This is a genomic window from Acidimicrobiales bacterium (genome assembly GCA_041394245.1).
In the GTDB taxonomy this organism is placed as follows: Bacteria; Actinomycetota; Acidimicrobiia; order Acidimicrobiales; family Aldehydirespiratoraceae; genus JAJRXC01.
In genome coordinates, this window is the sequence record JAWKIR010000002.1 from 224,718 (window position 1) to 242,435 (window position 17,718).

16 protein-coding genes are annotated in these 17,718 nt (G+C 68.2%); 3 read left to right on the forward strand and 13 right to left on the reverse strand.

Annotation, left to right across the window (positions count from 1 at the left end; genetic code table 11):
* Window positions 1–12: 12 nt before the first annotated feature.
* Both R2707_01255 and R2707_01260 read left to right on the forward strand, forming a co-directional pair.
* The gene (locus tag R2707_01255; GenBank protein MEZ5243695.1) at window positions 13–2,340 is read left to right on the forward strand and encodes an arylsulfatase; all 2,328 of its coding nucleotides are present in this window, start codon (window positions 13–15) and stop codon (window positions 2,338–2,340) included.
* Window positions 2,341–2,385: 45 nt separating this feature from the next.
* On the forward strand, window positions 2,386–3,198 hold the full coding sequence (locus tag R2707_01260; GenBank protein MEZ5243696.1) for an AAC(3) family N-acetyltransferase: 813 nt from the start codon (window positions 2,386–2,388) through the stop codon (window positions 3,196–3,198).
* Between the two features lie 27 nt (window positions 3,199–3,225).
* On the opposite strand, the gene R2707_01265 is transcribed toward R2707_01260, so the two are convergent.
* The 13 genes from R2707_01265 to R2707_01325 all read right to left on the reverse strand — a co-directional run bounded on the left by R2707_01265 (window position 3,226) and on the right by R2707_01325 (window position 16,403).
* Window positions 3,226–4,203, reverse strand: coding sequence for an ABC transporter permease (locus R2707_01265; GenBank protein MEZ5243697.1), 978 nt, complete (start codon window positions 4,201–4,203; stop codon window positions 3,226–3,228).
* 7 nt (window positions 4,204–4,210) lie between these two features.
* Window positions 4,211–4,540 carry a hypothetical protein gene (locus tag R2707_01270; GenBank protein ID MEZ5243698.1) on the reverse strand — a complete coding sequence of 110 codons (330 nt, stop codon included), beginning with the start codon at window positions 4,538–4,540 and terminating at the stop codon, window positions 4,211–4,213.
* Window positions 4,537–5,595, reverse strand: a complete 1,059-nt coding sequence (locus R2707_01275; protein MEZ5243699.1) for an ATP-binding cassette domain-containing protein — start codon at window positions 5,593–5,595, stop codon at window positions 4,537–4,539. Before R2707_01275 ends, R2707_01270 begins: the two co-directional genes overlap by 4 nt.
* Window positions 5,592–6,566, reverse strand: coding sequence for an ABC transporter ATP-binding protein (locus tag R2707_01280; GenBank protein ID MEZ5243700.1), 975 nt, complete (start codon window positions 6,564–6,566; stop codon window positions 5,592–5,594). The genes R2707_01275 and R2707_01280 overlap by 4 nt, the downstream gene beginning before the upstream one ends.
* Window positions 6,563–7,627: an ABC transporter permease gene (locus R2707_01285; GenBank protein ID MEZ5243701.1), complete on the reverse strand. Its 1,065-nt coding sequence runs from the start codon at window positions 7,625–7,627 to the stop codon at window positions 6,563–6,565. The genes R2707_01280 and R2707_01285 overlap by 4 nt, the downstream gene beginning before the upstream one ends.
* Before the next feature lie 71 nt (window positions 7,628–7,698).
* Complete coding sequence (locus R2707_01290) at window positions 7,699–9,513, reverse strand: ABC transporter substrate-binding protein (GenBank protein ID MEZ5243702.1); 1,815 nt, start codon at window positions 9,511–9,513, stop codon at window positions 7,699–7,701.
* A 94-nt stretch (window positions 9,514–9,607) separates the two neighbouring features.
* On the reverse strand, window positions 9,608–10,309 hold the full coding sequence (locus R2707_01295; protein ID MEZ5243703.1) for a DNA alkylation repair protein: 702 nt from the start codon (window positions 10,307–10,309) through the stop codon (window positions 9,608–9,610).
* Complete coding sequence (locus tag R2707_01300) at window positions 10,306–10,965, reverse strand: WS/DGAT domain-containing protein (GenBank protein MEZ5243704.1); 660 nt, start codon at window positions 10,963–10,965, stop codon at window positions 10,306–10,308. Before R2707_01300 ends, R2707_01295 begins: the two co-directional genes overlap by 4 nt.
* Window positions 10,962–11,750 carry a wax ester/triacylglycerol synthase family O-acyltransferase gene (locus R2707_01305; GenBank protein MEZ5243705.1) on the reverse strand — a complete coding sequence of 263 codons (789 nt, stop codon included), beginning with the start codon at window positions 11,748–11,750 and terminating at the stop codon, window positions 10,962–10,964. The genes R2707_01300 and R2707_01305 overlap by 4 nt, the downstream gene beginning before the upstream one ends.
* Window positions 11,747–12,607 carry an alpha/beta fold hydrolase gene (locus tag R2707_01310; GenBank protein MEZ5243706.1) on the reverse strand — a complete coding sequence of 287 codons (861 nt, stop codon included), beginning with the start codon at window positions 12,605–12,607 and terminating at the stop codon, window positions 11,747–11,749. The genes R2707_01305 and R2707_01310 overlap by 4 nt, the downstream gene beginning before the upstream one ends.
* The gene (locus tag R2707_01315) at window positions 12,600–13,793 is read right to left on the reverse strand and encodes an alpha/beta hydrolase (GenBank protein MEZ5243707.1); all 1,194 of its coding nucleotides are present in this window, start codon (window positions 13,791–13,793) and stop codon (window positions 12,600–12,602) included. Before R2707_01315 ends, R2707_01310 begins: the two co-directional genes overlap by 8 nt.
* The gene (locus R2707_01320; GenBank protein ID MEZ5243708.1) at window positions 13,790–14,737 is read right to left on the reverse strand and encodes an alpha/beta fold hydrolase; all 948 of its coding nucleotides are present in this window, start codon (window positions 14,735–14,737) and stop codon (window positions 13,790–13,792) included. Before R2707_01320 ends, R2707_01315 begins: the two co-directional genes overlap by 4 nt.
* Window positions 14,738–14,786: 49 nt before the next feature.
* The gene (locus tag R2707_01325; protein MEZ5243709.1) at window positions 14,787–16,403 is read right to left on the reverse strand and encodes an AMP-binding protein; all 1,617 of its coding nucleotides are present in this window, start codon (window positions 16,401–16,403) and stop codon (window positions 14,787–14,789) included.
* 106 nt (window positions 16,404–16,509) lie between these two features.
* On the opposite strand from R2707_01325, the gene R2707_01330 reads away from it, so the two are divergent.
* Window positions 16,510–17,712: an acyl-CoA dehydrogenase family protein gene (locus R2707_01330; protein MEZ5243710.1), complete on the forward strand. Its 1,203-nt coding sequence runs from the start codon at window positions 16,510–16,512 to the stop codon at window positions 17,710–17,712.
* Window positions 17,713–17,718: the final 6 nt, after the last annotated feature.

Genomic DNA, 17,718 nt, shown 5'->3' on the forward strand with positions numbered 1-17,718 from the left:
AGAAACGGCCCCGTGACCAGCGAGCAGATCGACGACCCGACCGCCCCCTATGCCGGTTTCGGCGGCACCGTCGGGAGGATCTTCTCGACGTCGGAGCCGGACTGGCCGGCCCAGCCGAAGGCCCCCGAGCGGGCGCCCAACATCATCGTGATGCTGGCCGACGACCTCGGCTTCGCCGACCTGGGCTGCTACGGCAGTGAGATCGACACCCCGGAGCTCGACGCCCTCGCCGCCGGCGGCGTGCGCTACACGAACTTCCACGTGAACCCGATGTGTTCGCCCACCCGCGCCTCGATGCTCACCGGACTCAACCATCACCTGGCGGGTATGGGCCATGTCGCCCACAGCGACCCGGGCTTCCCCGGCTACGCCCACGAGATCCGCGACAACGCCGTCACGATGGCCGAGCTCTATCGCGACAACGGGTGGGCCTCGCTCATGGTGGGCAAGTGGCATCTCTGCAAGGACTCGAACCTGAGCGAGGCCGGCCCGCGCCACAGTTGGCCACTGCAGAAGGGGTTCGACCGCTACTACGGCATCCTCGACGGCTTCACGAACTTCCATCAGCCGCACCGTCTCTACGAGGACAACCATCATGTCCAGGTCGACCAGTACCCCGACGACTACTACTTCACCGACGACCTGACCGACCACGCGATCACGATGATCGACGAGGTGCGCTCGTCGCACCCGACCAAGCCGTTCTTCCTGTACTTCGCCCACGGTGCCGTGCACGCTCCGCTCCAGGCCAAGCAGGCCGACATGGACAAGTACCGCGGCATGTACGACGCCGGGTGGGACCGCATCCGCGAGCAGCGCTTCGCCCGTCAGAAGGAACTCGGTGTCGTCCCGGCCGACACCGTGCTGCCACCCCGCAACTCCGAACCGCTCCACGACGTCACCGCCTGGGACGACCTGTCCGACATGCAGCGCGAGACCTTCGCCCGCTACATGGAGATCTTCGCCGGGATGGTCGACTCGATCGACCAGAGCGTCGGTCGGCTGCGGGAGCACCTGCAGGCGATGGGGGAGTGGGACGACACGATCCTCGTGTTCACCTCCGACAACGGAGGATCCCGGGAGGGCCAGTACGACGGCACCTCGCAGTACTTCCGCACGCTGCTCGCCCAGACCCGTGACAGCGATCTCGAGGACGTCGCCGTCGACCATGCCCGGCTCGACCTCATGGGTGGCCCACAGACGCTGCCGCACTACCCGATGGGCTGGGCGATGGTGTCCAACACGCCGCTGCGCATGTACAAGATCAACACCTTCCAGGGTGGCCATCAGGTGCCGTTCATCGTCCACTGGCCCGATGGCCTGGCGTCAGCCGGCGAGATCCGGCGGCAGTACCAGCACATCACCGACCTCCTGCCCACCCTCGCCGAGATGACCGGCGTGGAGATCCCGACCGTGAAGGACGGTCAGCCGCTCCCGGCGCCGGCCGGGGCCAGCTTCGCGGCGACGATGAGCGACGCCGCAGCCGCGTCGACCCACCCCGAGCAGTACTACGAGATGATCGGCAACCGTGGCTTCTACCGCGACGGCTGGTCGGCGGTGACCCTCCGCCAACCCCGCACACCATTCTCGGAGGAGGAATGGGAGCTCCACCACCTGGCCGAGGACCCGTCGGAATCGCGCAATGTCGCCGACGAACACCCGCAGAAGCTCGCCGAGCTCCAGGAGGCGTTCGACGAGGCGGCCTGGGCCAACCAGGTGTATCCGCTCGACGAGGGCAACTTCGTCAAGATGATCCAGAAGCCGCCCAGCGACGACGAGTTCGTCGCCGACGTGCGCCTCCGCCCGGGCATGCCCACCCTCGAACGGTGGCGGGCACTCCAGCTCATCTATGCGCGCGACTTCGATGTGGTGGTCGACATCGACTACGCCGCCGGCGACCAGGGCATGCTCGTCGCCCACGGCGACCAGGGCGGCGGCTACGCGCTCTACATCGAGGACGGCCACCTCTTCTTCGCTTTCAACGGCTATGGCGACATGACCGTGATCGACGCCGGTGAGGTTCCCGTCGGCACCGAACAGGTGGCGTTGCGCATCGAGGGTGCGGGCAACTTCCGGTGGAACGCCTACGTCTCCATCGCCGGACTGACCGTCGCCGAGGCGCTCGACCTCCCCGTCCTCATGGCGATGGCTCCGTTCGAGGGGATCGACGTCGGGATCGATCGGCGATCGCCGGTGAGCTGGGAGATCTACGAGCGCCACGGAGTGTTCCCGTACTCGGGCACGCTGCACGGCGCGACCTACTCGCCCGGCGAGCTCGCGGCCGACGCCGGCGTGCGCTTCCTCGAGTACATGAAGGAAGCCGGCACCCGCTACGAGTGAGTGAGACAGGGCCTCGACGCCACCCTGCTCTTCTAGGATCTCTCGATGCCACGTGAATCCGACGTGATCGCAGGGTCCTCCAAGCCGGTCACCCGGACATCGATACTTCGCGACCTCAGGGCGCTCGGGGTCGTCGCCGGCGACACGCTGATCGTGCATTCGTCGTTGTCGTCGCTCGGTTGGGTGGTCGGCGGGGCCCAGACCGTCGTCGAGGCCCTGCTCGACGCGACGACGGCCACCGGCACCGTCGTGGTGCCCACGCAGTCCGCCGGGTCGAGCGATCCGGCGGGTTGGTCGAACCCACCGGTACCGGCCGAATGGTTCGACGAGATCCGGGCCGCGATGCCCGTCTTCGATCCCGATCTCACCCCGACGAGCGGCATGGGTCGTATCGTCGACTGCTTCCGGGGCCACCGGTCGACACGCCGGAGTGATCACCCGCTGGTGTCGTTCGCCGCCAACGGCGCCGCGGCCGCAGCGATCACCGAGCACCACCCGCTGTCGCCGTCGCTCGGTGACGATTCGCCGCTCGGGCGGCTCTACGAACGAAACGCCAAGGTCCTGCTGCTCGGCGTCTCCCACGCCAGCAACACGTCGTTGCACCTGGCCGAGTACCGCGCCGACTGGTCGGGCAAGACGACGGAACGCCAGGGTGTGCCCCGAATCGTCGACGGAGCGCGCGTCTGGCTCGAGTTCGAGGACCTGGCCCTCGACGAGACGGACTTCGACGAGATCGGCGATGCGTTCGCGGCGACCGGCGGCGAGACCAGAGGACGAGTCGGTCAGGCCGAGGCGCGACTGTCGTCGCAGCGCGCCCTGGTCGACTTCGCGACCGAGTGGATGACCCGCAACCGCTGACCGCCCCTGGACGCGTCGCCGGTCGGATCAGCGCTCGACCGCACCCCGGGGATCGAGGGCGTCTCGCAGGCCGTCGCCCAGGAGGTTGAACGCGAGGATCGTGAGCACCAGCAGGGACCCCGGAATGACCATCAGACGGGGGGCGAGTCGGTAGCGCCCGCCCGGGATGGCTTCGGCGATCATCCGCCCGAGCGAGGGCACGTCGGGAGGCAGGCCGAAGCCGAGGAACGACAGCGCGGCCTCGAAGGTGATCGAGCTCGCGATCGCAAGGGTGGCCCACACGACGGCGGGGCCGACGAGGTGGGGGAGGATGTGGCGCACGAGAATGCGGCGCGTCGGTGCGCCGAGGCTGGTCGCCGCAGCGACGAAGTCGCGCTCACGAAGCGAGAGGACCTCGCTGCGGAAGAGTCGCCCCGGGTAGAACCACGAGAAGAACACGATGATCGAGATGACGATCCCTCGCGACGAGCCGAACGCCACCGACATGGCGATGGCGAAGAGGAGAAACGGAAACGCGGCGACGACATCCATCAGCCGCGAGATGACGCTGTCGATGATGCCGCCGAAGTAGCCGGCGACCAGGGCCATGGTCAACGCGAGGATCACCGTCAGCGTCGTGGAGACCAGCCCGATGTAGAGCGACGTGCGCATGCCGTAGCTCAACTGCACGAGCATGTCGTAGCCGCTGACGTTGGACGCGCCGAGCACGAAGCAACCGGGTTCGCCGACGTCGCCGAGGCCGTCGCACCCGGTCATCGGCGCCACCGGGAGCAGCGTGATGTCGTCGGATCCCTGCGGGTTCGACCGGTTCACGTCGTGGCCGGTCCACGACTCGAACAGTGGTGCGGCCAGCGCGAACACCACGAGCAGCACGATCACGGCGATGCTGACGAGGGCGACCCGGTCGCGCCGGAGGCGACGGCGGACCAGCGCCCACGGGCCGAGTCCGGTCGTGGCGAAGGACTGTTCCGTGGCGAGGTCGGTGGTGTCGGTGTCGTTGCTCATCGAGGACCTATCCGAGGGCGAGGGCGGCGGCGTTGAAGGCGACTCCGAAGGCGAACAGGCCCAACGCCAGTCGCTCGGTCTCGCGGCGGATCGAGATGGAATCGGCGTCGTCGTACGGCTGTGACCGGACGTAGCGAACCGGGCTCGCCTTGGCGAACGACGCAACGCCGGCGAACACGAGCAGGGTGCCGACCGAGCCGGCCCCCGCCGCGATGGCAGAACGGCCCCGTGCCCCCAGCAGCAGGAAGATCACGCTCAGCAGCATGGTGCCGAACACGAGTCCGACGGTGATGCCGGCCAGACGGACCAGGCCGCGACGTAGCTCGTCCCGGCTCACGAGCCGTCCTCCCCGGCGAGGGCGGCGACGCGGCCCAGATCGGACGGATCGTCGAGCGGCCACTTCTCGACCGGATAGTGACAGGCGTACTGATGGCCGGACTCGGTCGGTTCGGAGAAGGTGGGTTCTTCCTCGGCGCACCGGGGTTGTGCGCGGGGGCAGCGGGTACGGAAGCGGCAGCCCGAAGGAAGGTCGAGCGGGCTGGGAACGTCGCCCTGGAGGATGATCTGTCGGCGCTCACGGGCACGGACGGGGTCGGCTTCGGGCCGAGCCGACAGCAGGGCCGCCGCGTAGGGATGCATCGGGTGTTGGTAGACCTCGGTGCTCGTCGCCCGCTCGACGACACGGCCGAGATACATCACGTGCACGACATCGGACACGCGCTGCACAACGTCGAGGTCGTGGGCGATGAACAGGTAGGTCAAGCCGAACTCTGCTTGGAGGTCCTCGAGCAGGTTGATCACCTGGGCCTGGACCGAGACATCGAGCGCCGAAACGGGTTCGTCGCAGATGATGAGCTTCGGTTCGAGGGCCAGAGCGCGGGCGATACCGATGCGCTGGCGCTGCCCACCGGAGAACTCGTGCGGGAACCGGTTGACGTGATTCGGGCTGAGACCGACGAGTTCGAGGAGTTCGTTGACTCGTGCCCGTCGGGACTCGGTGGTGCCGATGCCATGGATGTCGAGCGGTTCCTGGATGACCTGTCCGATGCGCATGCGGGAATTCAACGAGGACATGGGGTCCTGGAAGATCATCATCATGTTGCGGCGAACCTCACGAAGCGCCCGCGGCGACAGGCGGGAGATGTCGTCGCCCATGAACTCGATCTTGCCGGCCGTGGGTTCGAGCAGTCGGGCCACGCATCGGGCGACGGTCGACTTGCCGCAACCGGATTCGCCGACGAGCCCCAGCGTCTCGCCGGCCCGAATCTCGAAGCTGACGTCGTCGACGGCCTTCAGCCGGGCGAACTCGCGCTGGAAGATGATCCCTCGCGTGCTCACGAAGTGCTTCTCGAGATTCGACACTCGCAAGATGACGTCGCCCGGAGCGGTCATGACACCCCCGTGCCGAAGTCGGCCGCGTGGGTGGTTCGCGTGCTCTGGTCGAGGTGACAGGCGACGGTGTGATCCGCCCACATCGTCGGCTCGGGTTCGGGGGCCGGATCGGTGCGGCAGATGTCCATCGCATGCGGGCAGCGGGGGGCGAACCGGCATCCGGGTGGCGGATCGATGAGGCTGGGCGGTGCCCCGGGGATCGAGTAGAGCCGTTCGGCGTTGAGGTTGCGGCCCGGGAGCGAGCCGAGGAGACCCCATGTGTAGGGATGCTGTGGTCGGCTGAACAGGTCGTTCACGCTCGCCCGCTCGACGACACGTCCGGCGTACATCACGACGACCTCGTCGCACAGTTCGGCGACGACGCCGAGGTCGTGGGTGATCAGGATGATCGCCGATTGGAAGTCGGAGCGGAGCTTGCGTAGGAGCTCGAGGATCTGCGCCTGGGTCGTGACGTCGAGCGCCGTCGTCGGTTCGTCGGCGATGAGCAGCTGAGGATTGTTGATCAGCGCCATCGCGATCATGACCCGTTGGCGCATGCCGCCCGACAGCTCATGGGGATAGGCCCGCATCCGCTCGGCCGGACTCGGAATGCCCACCGCGGTCAGCATCTCGACGCCCCGCTGGTGGGCCTGCGAGCGCGAGAGCGACTTGTCGTGGAGACGGACCGCCTCGACCAGCTGCCAGCCGACCCGGTACACCGGGTTGAGCGACGTCATCGGGTCCTGGAAGATCATCGCCATCCCCGAACCGCGGATGCGCTGCATGTGGCGCCGGGGCATGTCGAGCAGCTCCTGCCCGTCGAAGACGACGGAACCCTCGGTCATCGAGTTGCGTGGTGACAGCAGCCCCATGATCGACAGCATCGTGACGGACTTGCCGCAGCCCGACTCGCCGACGATGCCGAGCACCTGGCCCCGTTCGACCGAGAACGAGACGCCGTCGACCGCGCCGACTCGACCGTCGTCGGTCACGAAGGTGGTGTGCAGGTCGGTGACGTCGAGCAGGCTCCTGTGAGGCGGATCCGGGGGTCGATGAAGGCGTATGCGAGATCGACGAGGATGTTGGCGACCACGATCATGATGGCGGCGAAGAGCACGGTGCCGGAGGTGAGCGGCACATCGAGCGAGGAGGCGGCGTCGATGGAGAGGGTGCCGATGCCCTGCAGGCCGAAGGTCGCCTCGGTGAGGATCGCGCCGCCGAGCAGGATGCCCATGTCGAGGCCGAAGATGGTGACGATCGGCAGCAGTGCGTTGCGAAGGGCGTGACGGAAGATGGTGCGACCCTCGCTCGCGCCCTTTGCGCGGGCGGTGCGGATGTAGTCCTCGCCCATGGCGTCGAGCATGCTCCCGCGGATCAGACGGATGTAGATCGCGATGAAGGCGAGGGCGAGGGTGAAGCCGGGCAGGATCAGGTGCGAGAGCCAGGGCCAGGGGTCGGACCAGGCGAAGTCCTCGTAGCCGCCCTGAGGGAAGATGTGGTACTTGAACGTGAGGAAATAGAGCGCGAGAAGACCGAAGTAGTACACGGGGAGTGACTGTGCGATGAGGATCGTCACGATCGTGACCCGGTCGAATATCGAGCGCGGTTTCACTGCCGACAAAACGCCGACGGGAATCGAGATCACCAGCCACATCAGGGCCGCGACGGTGGCGAGCGAGAACGTGACGCCGACCCTGCTCCAGATGAGTGAGTCGACCGATCGCTGTTTCTCGAACGAGCGGCCGAGATGGCCGATCAGTTCGTCGCAGTCGTTGCCGCTGGGACACGACCGCCGCAACTCTTCGTCCGACGGACCGAAGATCAAGCGGCGGATGCTGATGGCGTATTGCTCGTAGTACGGCTTGTCGAGGCCGAGCGTCTGCTCGACCTGGGCGATCTCGTCGGGCTGAGCGTTCTTTCCGGCATACAGGCGGGCCGGGTTGACGTTCGCCGTCGAGCGCAGCACGGGTCCGAAAAGGACGAAGACCGAGAGGGTCACCGCGAAGATGACCAACAGTCCCCACAGGACCCGTCGAATGGTGTAGCGCAGCATCGGAAAATGACTGTGCCCCGGGGACCCGACGTGTGTCGAGTCCCCGGGGCGACTTCGTCAGATGTTCGGAATCACTCGTTGATGAAGTAGTTCGCGAAGTAGAACTGCTTGCCGGGGCCCCAGATGTAGTTGCCCACTCGCTCGGACACGAACGAGATCTTGCGACGGTTCACCCAGGGGTACCAGGGTGCAAGGTCGGTCATGGTCTGGGTCGACAGCTCGGCGAACGCCTGTGCGCGTTCGGGACCGGCCGGCATCGTCGCGATCTCGGCGACCGCTGCGTCGAAGTCCTCGTCGCAGAAGTTGCCGTAGTTCGAACCGACACCGCAGGTGAGCAGCGGGCCGTAGAACGTGATCGCGTCGGCGAAGTCCTGGCCCCAGGCAGCGATGCCCAGGTCCCATCCGGCTTCGGGGTCGGCGAGCACGCCGTAGTGCACGCTCGCGGTCGCGCCTTCGAGGGTGACATCGAAGCCGACGGCGTCGAGGTTCTCCTTGATGGCTGCAGCCGTCTCCGGGCCGGGAGCGTCGGAGAAGTGCTGCAGCGTCACGGCGATGGGCGTCTCGACGCCCGATGCCTCGACGAGCTCGCGGGCCTTGTCGGGATCGAAGGTGTAGACCTCGCCGGCGGCGTCGGCGGAGCCGGCCATCAGGTTGGACGACAGGATCTCCGACCACGGCGAACGCACGAGCTCGCCACCGAGGATGCGGGCCAGCGTGGTGCGGTCGATCGCGTAGTTCACGGCCTGACGCAGCATGACGTTGTTGAACGGTTCCTGGTCGGTGCGGAACACGCCGTAGTCGACTGCGGCATCCGGGGTCGAGAAGACTCGGCCGGCGTACTGCGGATCGTTGACCACGTTCGGCACGTCGGCGCCGGTCGGGGCCGAACCGTCATAGGTGATGTCGAGGGTGTTGTCCTTCAGACGGCCGAGCTGGACGTCGTCGGGCACGCCGATCTCGAGATCGATGCCGTCGATGTTGTTGACGTCGGGACCCTCGGGAACGCCGGCGGCGACATTGTCGGCCCAGCCTTCCTGACGGTCGACGGTCAGCGACTGATCGACCTGGTAGTCGGAGATGTAGTACGGGCCGACGTAGGGCGGCGAGACCTCGAGGATCTCGTGCGGCGTCGACGCCGGACGGATGTAGGACCAGCCCATGGCGAGGGCACGAACGAAGGCGCCGTCTTCCGCGGTGAGCGTGAACTCGGTCGTGAGTTCGTCGACGGCGACGATGCCGCTGATCTCGGCGTCGGCGGCCGGGTCGGCGGTCAGCGCTTCGCTGTACTCAGCGACGCCGGCGATGACGTCGTAGTAGCCCGAGGAGGGCGGGCCGCCGGTGGCGCACTGGATGTTGGGATCGAGCATGTACTCGAACGTCGCCTTGACGTCGGCCGAGGTGACGGGGTCGCCGTTCGGGAACGTGAGGCCTTCGCGCAGCGTGACGGTGTAGGTCAGGCCGTCGTCGCTCACGGTCGGGAGCTCCGCGGCGAGATGCGGCTCGACCGTGTCGGAGGCCGGCTGCTCGACGGTGTCGGGATAGCCGTAGAGGCCGCGGGCCATGAAGTAGAAGAGCGACCACGAGATGCCGTAGTACGACAGACCGCTGTAGCAGTCGATGTTGTCGTTCATGGCCATCTGCAGGCGACCACCCTTGACCGGGTCGACCGGAGCCGGGAACTGGTCGGGGATGCCGGTGGCGTCGCCACTGTCACCACTGTCGCCGGAGTCGGCGCTGTCGCCGGAATCGCCGGTGTCGCCGGAGTCGGCGCTGTCGCCGGAGTCACCGGTGTCGCCGGTGGTGGAATCACCATCGTCGCCACAGGCGGTTGCCAGCAGTGTGAAGGCGAGCAAGATCGCCATCAATCTCAATACGGACTTTCTCATGGGTATCCCCTCCGAGGAATGTCGCCAGGCGAGTTCACCGGGCTGATCCGCACGCTACCGGTGAGTCACTTCCGATGAAAGGGATGCGCCGGATTCATTCGCCGAGGTGCTTGAGCGCCTCTCGCCTCGACAGGCCCGACAGCCGGTCCTCCTGACGGTGGACGTAGGCCCGGACCTCTTCGGGATCGGTCCGGGCGTACTGGCGCAGCGCCCATCCGATGGCCTTGCGGAGGAAGAACTCCGTGGAGTCCATCGATGCCTCGATCGCATGGAAGAGCAGGTCGAGGTCGGTGGCGTCCTTCGCCGTGAGCTGGCACAGGATCGAGGTCCGGCGACGCCACACGGCCTCGTTCCGCTCGATCGGATCGGTCGCCCAGGCCCACATCGCCGGGCGAACCCGTTCGGGATCCTGCCGGAGCATCTCGCCCATGTGGTCGCCGGCCAGCGCGTCGACATGGTCCCACCACGCCCCGGTCACGATCATCTCCTCGATCATCGGGAGGGCCTCGCCGTCGAGCCATCGCCGGTAGGACGAGCGGGCTGCGAGCTGGGTGGCCGCATACCTCTGCTCGCGGTGCGTCGCCTCCCGCCAGATCTCGAGCACCCCCGTCTCCCACTCGACCCGATCGGCGAAGGGGTGGGCGCGGTCGACCGCGGTGGCGATGCGTCGGACCTCCGGCATGGCGACGCCGTGGTACGGCATCGCCGACTTCATGTACCGCTGCTGCCCGACGGCCCGGTCCGGATCGGCCACGGCCTCGAGCCGGGCGACGAGGTCGTCTCGTCGGGCGCTCACTCGGCGACGGTCACCGGGAGCCCGGCCAGGTCCTTGAGGGCTGCGAACTCCTCCATGTGGAGCTCGGCGAGGCGGTCGAGATCGGGCACCAGCTCGCGGCACGACACGAGCCCGATGTCGAGCGTGTCGCGATAGCTCTGCACCGTGATGTTGAGGCCCTGGCCGTCGACGATCGTGGAGACAGGGACGTAGTGGCGCACAGGCGCATCGCCCAGGGCGAGCAGGTCGCGCGGGCCCGGAACGTTGCTGATCGTCACGTTGGCGACCGTTCGGCCGGTGTTGGCGATCCGCGGGTTCATGGCGATCCGGGCGGCGGTGTGGGCGATCAGGCCCGGCGCGATCGACGCGGCCTCGACGATGAGATCGGCGGGCAGCAGGTCGTGGCGGTGCTTGCCCTCGGCCATCGTCGCCCCGATCGCGGCGATGCGCCCGGCCAGATCCTCGACATCGGTCGGGATCGTCACGAAGATGCTCGACACCCGGTTGGTCCAGGGGTCGACCTCGTCGCCGGTACGGATCGACACCGGCACCATCGCGACGAGGGGGTCCTCGGGCAGTGCCGCGTGTTCGAGCAGATAGTTGCGCAGGGCACCCGCGCACATCGCCATGACGACATCGTTGACCGTGCAGCCGAGTGCGGTCTTGATCGCCTTCACCTCGGCGAGCGGGATCGACCGCCAGGTGAAGCGTCGATTCGGAGTGATCGGCGCGTTGAACGGGTCCTCGGTACGCCGGGCAACACCCCGGCGAGCTCGCTGCGGCTCTCCGACGACCGCCCCACCCGGAACAGTTCCTTCGCCAGTTCGGTTTGCCAGCGGATCATCCGCCGGGGCCGTCGGGCCAGGTCGAACATCGCCTTGTTGAGGACGTCGACGGGCTTCGGGAGCGGAGCGGCCTTCGGCAGCGGGGGGACCGCCTCTCGGAGATCGACCATGGCGCCGGCCGAGAACATCTGCTGGGTGAGCATCGCGCCGGCGGCACCATCGATCGTCGAGTGGTGCATCTTGGTGAAGATCGCGAACTGGTCGCCCTCGAGGCCCTCGATGACGTAGGCCTCCCACAGCGGCTTGTTGCGGTCGAGGGGCCGACCGATCAGGCGGGCGATCAGTTGGTCGAGCTCGGCCGGCTCGCCCGGCGGCGGCACGGCGATGTGGCGGATGTGGAAGTCGAGATCGAAATCGGGGTCCTCGGCCCAGTACGGATGGTCGAGGCCGAACGGAACCTCGACCAGCCGGCGGCGCAGCGGGAGGTAGTCGACGACGGCTCGTTCCATCCGCGCCCGGTACTCGTGGTACGGGTCGAACGAGGGGTCGTCGGGTCGGTCGAGAACGAGGATGCTGCTGACATGGCCGAAGCTGCGGCCGGTCTCGAGGTAGAGGAAGCTGGCGTCGAGCCCGGAGAGTTGGGTGAGTCCCATGACGGCCTTTCGAGCGTGGGTCACGACAGTAGCGTTCGGCCGCCTCGGCCTCCGACGAAGTCGCGGATCAGGTCGGTCCAGTCGGCGACCTGCGCCTGATGGTCGGCGATCACGAGTTCCGCGTTGGGCAGGGCGCGCGCCACGCGTACGGCGGTGCCGATCGGGCGGAGCGGATCGCCCGGGTAGGCGAGGATCAGTGTGGGCATCGTGAGGCGGGCCAGGTCGTCGGGCGACGGCAGGTTGCTCCGGGCCGCACCGACCAGCGCCGCCACATAGCGCTGCCGTGGTGTCGACACGATCTTGCGGAAGTGCGCGCTCCGGTAGGCGGCGACCGAGCGCGGTTCACCTCCGGGCAGCGGGAGGTAGCGGGCGAGGAAGCGCATCGGCTCGGTGAGCCCGGTGAGGGCACTGGCGCCGAGTAGTCCCTGGATTCCTGCGGCAGGGGCGCGCCAGGTCCACCCGTTTGGCAGCGCGGCCAGCACCAGGCGGTCCACCCGTTCGGGCGCCATGTGGGCGGCCCACAGGGCGGTTGCCGCACCCGTCGAGAACCCGCCGAGGGAGACGATCGGGAGGCGGACCCGCTCACAGAGTTGGAGCAGGTCGTCGGCTCGCGAGTCCCACGTGTGGTCACCCGGATGGGCCACACCCGGGGAGCGGCCGTGGCCGACCGCGTCGTAGCGGATCAGCCGGGAACCAGTGGCGAGCCGGTCGAAGTCGACGAGCGAATGGAGGTCGTCGTCGTCGATGCTGAAGAACGCGTCGTGGGCCCAGACGAACGGGTCGCCCCAACCCCGCGAGACGACGCGGAGCCCGTAGCCGTGGACCAATTCGACGCGGTCCTCCGAGATGCCTTCGCCGTCGACGGCCGCGAGGTCAGGCATCGACTGCTCCCTTCGCCATCACGCCGGTCGCCCAGCGTTCGATCGTGGCGACGACGGCCCGGGCCCGCGGCCCGTTGATCACATCGAATGCGTGATGGGCGTGAGGGAGCTCGACGAACCTCGCCGAGGCCGAGGCCGAGGTGATCGCTGCGCCGAAGTCGCGGGCCTCCTCGATCGGTACCAGCGTGTCGTAGGCGCCGCTGATCGCGAGCATCGGCGGGGCATCGGCTCGCACCCGGCTGACCGGCGACAGCGCGTCCCAGGTCTCCTGGTCGTCGGCCAGCTTCGATTCCATGACCATCCGTTGGAGGAACGGTGTCATCTTCATCCGGCCGCGGCGGTTGTTGCGGTCGAGGAGGTCGAACACGCCATAGATCGGCGCAGCGGCGGCCACCGTGCAGTCGGCGTGTTCGAAACCGGGCTGGAGCATCGCGTCGTCGGCGGTCAACGCGCACAGCGCGGTGAGGTGGCCACCCGCGCTCCCCCCGGTGAGGAGGATGCGGTCTGCGTCGCCGCCCCATTCCTCGGCGTTGGCGCGGATCCACGCGATCGCCCGCTTCACGTCGTGGACGCACGCCGGGAGTCGATGCCTCGGGCCGAGTCGATAGTCGATGGCGACCCCGATCCAGCCCTGGCGGGTGAAGTGCGAGAGCAGCGGTTGCCCCTGCTGCCGCTTGTTGCCGCTGACCCAGCCGCCGCCGTGCACCTGGAGGACGATCGGCGCCTGCGTCGGCGTCGACGTCGGGCGGGCGGGGAGGTAGAGGTCGGCCCGGTTGCGGCGATGCGGTCCGTAGGTGAGATCTCGCCGGATCTCCACGCCTCTGAACGACGGGGGGACGACGCCGAGCAGTCGTCTGGTCATCGGCGCCGCGTCCTGTTCGGGGAACGCCGTTCGGAGCAGGCCCTCGGTCGCCAGGGCGCGTCGGTGGGCGAGTTCGAGGAGGGCGACGGCGAGGACGGCGAAGGCAGCGCCGGCGACGCCGGCTGGATCGTCGAGCGCGCCCGCAGCGATCCAGAGGGCCGCAGCCGAGAGGTGCAGCACGATCTGCACCCGGGCGAGCTCGGCGGCGAAGAAGCCGGCGATGGTCGACGGGAGCCCGATGATCACCGGTCGGACCCGCACGTTGGCGACGAGCGCGGCCGCGAAGCCGAGGCCGGCGGTGATGGCGAAGAGCGCTCCGATCACGAGACGCGTGTGGCGGCGGGTCGCCGACTGCGCAGATCGATCACGTCGGTGTCGGCGACCAGCAGCTCGGCCCGGTGGGCCACATCGGTGATGGCCTCGGTGAGGACCGTCGCGAACCCCGGCTCGAGGCAGCTCACGTGGCCGCCGTCGTACCGGTGCAGCCGTGCGCCAGGGATCTTGGCCGCGAGCCCGTACTGCGCTTCCGGCGGCACCGCCCGATCGCGTTGGGTGACCACGACCGAGGTGGGCACGTCGATGTCGGCGATCCACTCGCTCGACGAGTAGGTGCCGATGGCGAGACCGGCTTCGGCGATCATCCGCCAGGAGTGCCGCTGCATCTCGGCGCGAGCCCATTTGGCGATGGTCTGGGGTCGGTTCGCACCGCGGGCGTCGCGGGTGAGTTGGCGGGCGAGGGCACTCGGGAAGGTGGCCGGCATCGCGCCGGCTCGGAGGCCCGCGGCCAGCATCGACGCGGCGCCGGCCATCGCCATGCGGGCGCCACCACCCTGGACGAGGTCGAAACCGGTTGCGCAGAACACGAGGCCGGCGACGCGCTCGGGATGGCGTTTCCAGAGCATCTGGCTGATCGGTCCGCCGAGCGAGTACCCGACGACGATCGCCTGATCGATGCGGAGCACGTCGAGCAGCGCCGCGAGGTCGTCGGCGGCGTCGGCGATGCGGAAGCGGGCCCGCGAGTCGATCCCGCGGCCGTGGCCCCGATTGTCGGCGGCCAGCACGTGGAAGTTCTCACCCAGCGGATCGAACGCGGTCAGCCAGTTGAGACCGCCCGATGCGATCCAGCCGTGGACCAGCAGCACATGGGGACCATGGTCGGGTTGGTTGAGCTCCCGCACGAAGGTCGTGCCCCGTCCGGGGAGCAGGACGCGGTGACCGGCCGGAATCGGCAGTCGTCCGTCGTTGCCCCCACGCATGCTGATCGCCACGTCACCGACGGTAGCGGTTGCTGCGCTCTGGGTCGATGAATCGTTCGGGCTAGGGAGCGATGCCGGTGCTGTTGGTCAGCAGGGCGACGACGTCGCGGCGCAGGATCTTGCCCGTGGCGTTGCGAGGGATCTCGTCGACCACCGCCAGTCGTTTCGGGACCTTGAAGTTCGCCAGCCCGGTCTTCACCCGGTTGCGGATCGCCGCCGCGTCGAGACCCGCGCCGGCTTCGACCACGACGGCGGCACCGACGACCTGGCCGAAGTCGGGGTCGTCGAGGCCGACCGCGGCGGCGTCGACGATGCCGTCCATGGTGAGGAGGAACTCCTCGACCTCGCCGGGGAAGAGGTTCTCGCCACCGCTGATGATCATGTCGTCGACGCGTCCGGTGACGTGGAGGAGGCCGTGTTCGTCGAAGAACCCCAGATCACCCGTCTCCATGAACCCGTCGATCAGAAGCTTCGAACCGCCGCCGGTGTAGCCGTCGAAATGGGCGCCGTTGCGGGCCACGATCCGGCCCGTCGCGCCGGGGTCGACATCGCGGCCGGCCTCGTCGACGATCCGCACGGTCGCTCCCGGGATCGGTCGACCGGCGGTGCCCGCGGCGAGACGGAGATCGGCCGGCAGGGCGAGGGCGACATGGCCGACCTCGGTCGAGCCGTAGAAGTTGTGCAGGTTGTCGCCGAACGCGTCCATCCAACGCAGCGCGAGGCTGCCGGAGAGGGCGGACCCGCTGGTGGCGGTCATCCGGAGATTCGCGGCGACGAAGGAATCGCCGTCGGGTGCGGCTTCGAGGATCCGTTCGAGCATCACCGGGACCGCGATGAAGATCTCGGTGCGCTGGTGGCCGAGGTCGGCCAACACCCGCTCGGCCTCGAAGTGGCGGCGGAGGCGCACCGACTGGGCGTAGACGGCGGCGAGGGCAAGCTGGCTGAGGCCCCAGGCGTGGAACAACGGTGCCGCGATGTGGGTGCGTGCGCCCCGGCGATGGGGCAGGGCCAGCAGGGGTCCGAGTGCCGCGAGGTCGACGTTGCCGCCCCGACGCTGGGCGCCCTTCGGCGTGCCCGTCGTCCCCGATGTCATGAGCACGCTCTGCAGCGACGGGGAGGTCAACGGGAGATTCCAGGCGGCCGCGCCGGCCGGGAGCCCGGGGACGCTCCAGTCGGGGTTCGCCTCGGGCGCCACCAGATAGGAGTCGGCCCGGGCCTCGGCGACGACGTCGGAGAACTCCTCGTCGTGGAACACCGTCACGACCGATTCGCGCGCCACCACCTCGCTCAGCTGCTTCGTCCCGAAGCCGGTGTTGAGATACACGGGGACCGCGCCGGCTCGGCTGGCCGCCGCGTTGACCTCGACGAATCCGCGATGGTTGCGACACAGGATGCCGACATGATCACCGGGTTCGATGCCCGCCTTGCGCATCGCGTGGGCCAGTCGCTCGATGCGGCGGCAGAGCGCGAAGTAGGTGAGCGAACCGTGGTCGTCGGTGACGGCGATCCGTCGCGGGAACCGCAGCGCGGCGATGGCGTAGGGGAGCGCGAGCGATGGTCCGGTGGTCGCGATCCCTCCCGCTGCAGCGAGCGGCGTGGTCGGGTCGAAGAGCCCGAGGTTCCACGACGTGCGCAACAGTGTCCTCGTCGACACTCGGGTGGTCATGGGCGTGGACATCAGTCCTCCGAGCCGGCTCTCACCGGGCCGATGGTACCGCCAGGGGTCGAGGGCGGCGTGGTCGGCGACTTCGTGTCGGACGCAGCGGTGCGTTAGAAATTCACCCATGTACATCGGGTACGACGACGACCAAGAGGCGCTGCGGGCCGAGCTCCGCGCCTACTACAAGGACCTTCTCACCGACGACGTGCGCGAGGCGCTCGGAACCGAGGACGGCTGCGGCCCCATCCATCGCGAGATCGTGGGGCGGATGGGGCGCGACGGCTGGCTGACCGTCGGCTGGCCGGAGGAATACGGCGGCCGTGGCTACAGCGCCGTCGAGCAGTTCGTGATGTTCGACGAGTCGGTCGCGATCGGCGCCCCGATCCCGATGCTCACCATCAACACGGTGGGGCCGACGCTCATGCAGTACGGCACCGAGGAACAGAAGCAGTTCTTCCTCCCCAAGATCTCCAAGGGCGAGATCACCTTCTGTATCGGGTACTCCGAGCCCGACGCCGGTACCGACCTCGCCGCGCTGCAGTGTCGGGCGGTCAAGGACGGCGACGAATACGTCATCAACGGCCAGAAGACCTGGACGTCGCTGGCCGCCGACGCCGACTACATCTGGCTCGCGGCCCGCACCAACACCGAGGTCAAGAAGCACAAGGGCATCTCGCTCTTCTGCATCCCGATGGACACCCCCGGCCTGTCGATCGAGCCGCTCGACCTGCTGTCGAGCCACAACATCAACCACACCTTCTTCGACGACGTGCGGGTGCCGGCCTCGACGATGATCGGCGAGGAGAACGGTGGGTGGGGGCTCATCACGAGCCAGCTCAACCGGGAGCGGGTGACGATCTGCTCGTCGGGCATGGTCACCACCGCACTCGAGGAGACCATCGACTTCGCCAAGAACACGAAGCGGGCCGACGGCTCGCGGGTGATCGACCAGCCGTGGGTCCAGCGCAACCTCGCCGAGGTCAAGGCAGGTCTCGAGTACCTCCGTCTCGCGAACTGGAAGGTCGCCTGGACGGTCGCCACGAAGATCGACGACCAGACGCCCGACATGGACACGATCACGGGCTTCATCGCCGACTCGTCGGGGGTGAAGGTCTACGGCACCGAGTTCTACACCCGGGCCTATCGCAAGCTGATGGAGGTCTACGGCCCGCAGGCCGCGATCTCCAAGGGCCAGATCGGCCACCTCACCCGGCTCGAGATGCAATACCGCTCGACCGTCATCCTCACCTTCGGTGGCGGCACCAACGAGATGCAGCGAGACCTCGTCTCGCAATTCGGCCTCGGCTATCCCAAGGCCGATCGGTAGGAGACG

Bases quoted from the DNA above. Each gene is read 5' to 3' on its own strand.
- R2707_01260 (MEZ5243696.1), top strand. From the start codon at position 2,386: ATGCCACGTGAATCCGACGTGATCGCAGGGTCCTCCAAGCCGGTCACC.
- R2707_01265 (MEZ5243697.1), bottom strand. From the start codon at position 4,203: ATGAGCAACGACACCGACACCACCGACCTCGCCACGGAACAGTCCTTC.
- R2707_01275 (MEZ5243699.1), bottom strand. From the start codon at position 5,595: ATGACCGCTCCGGGCGACGTCATCTTGCGAGTGTCGAATCTCGAGAAG.
- R2707_01285 (MEZ5243701.1), bottom strand. From the start codon at position 7,627: ATGCTGCGCTACACCATTCGACGGGTCCTGTGGGGACTGTTGGTCATC.
- R2707_01290 (MEZ5243702.1), bottom strand. From the start codon at position 9,513: ATGAGAAAGTCCGTATTGAGATTGATGGCGATCTTGCTCGCCTTCACA.
- R2707_01310 (MEZ5243706.1), bottom strand. From the start codon at position 12,607: ATGCCTGACCTCGCGGCCGTCGACGGCGAAGGCATCTCGGAGGACCGC.
- R2707_01325 (MEZ5243709.1), bottom strand. From the start codon at position 16,403: ATGTCCACGCCCATGACCACCCGAGTGTCGACGAGGACACTGTTGCGC.
- R2707_01330 (MEZ5243710.1), top strand. From the start codon at position 16,510: ATGTACATCGGGTACGACGACGACCAAGAGGCGCTGCGGGCCGAGCTC.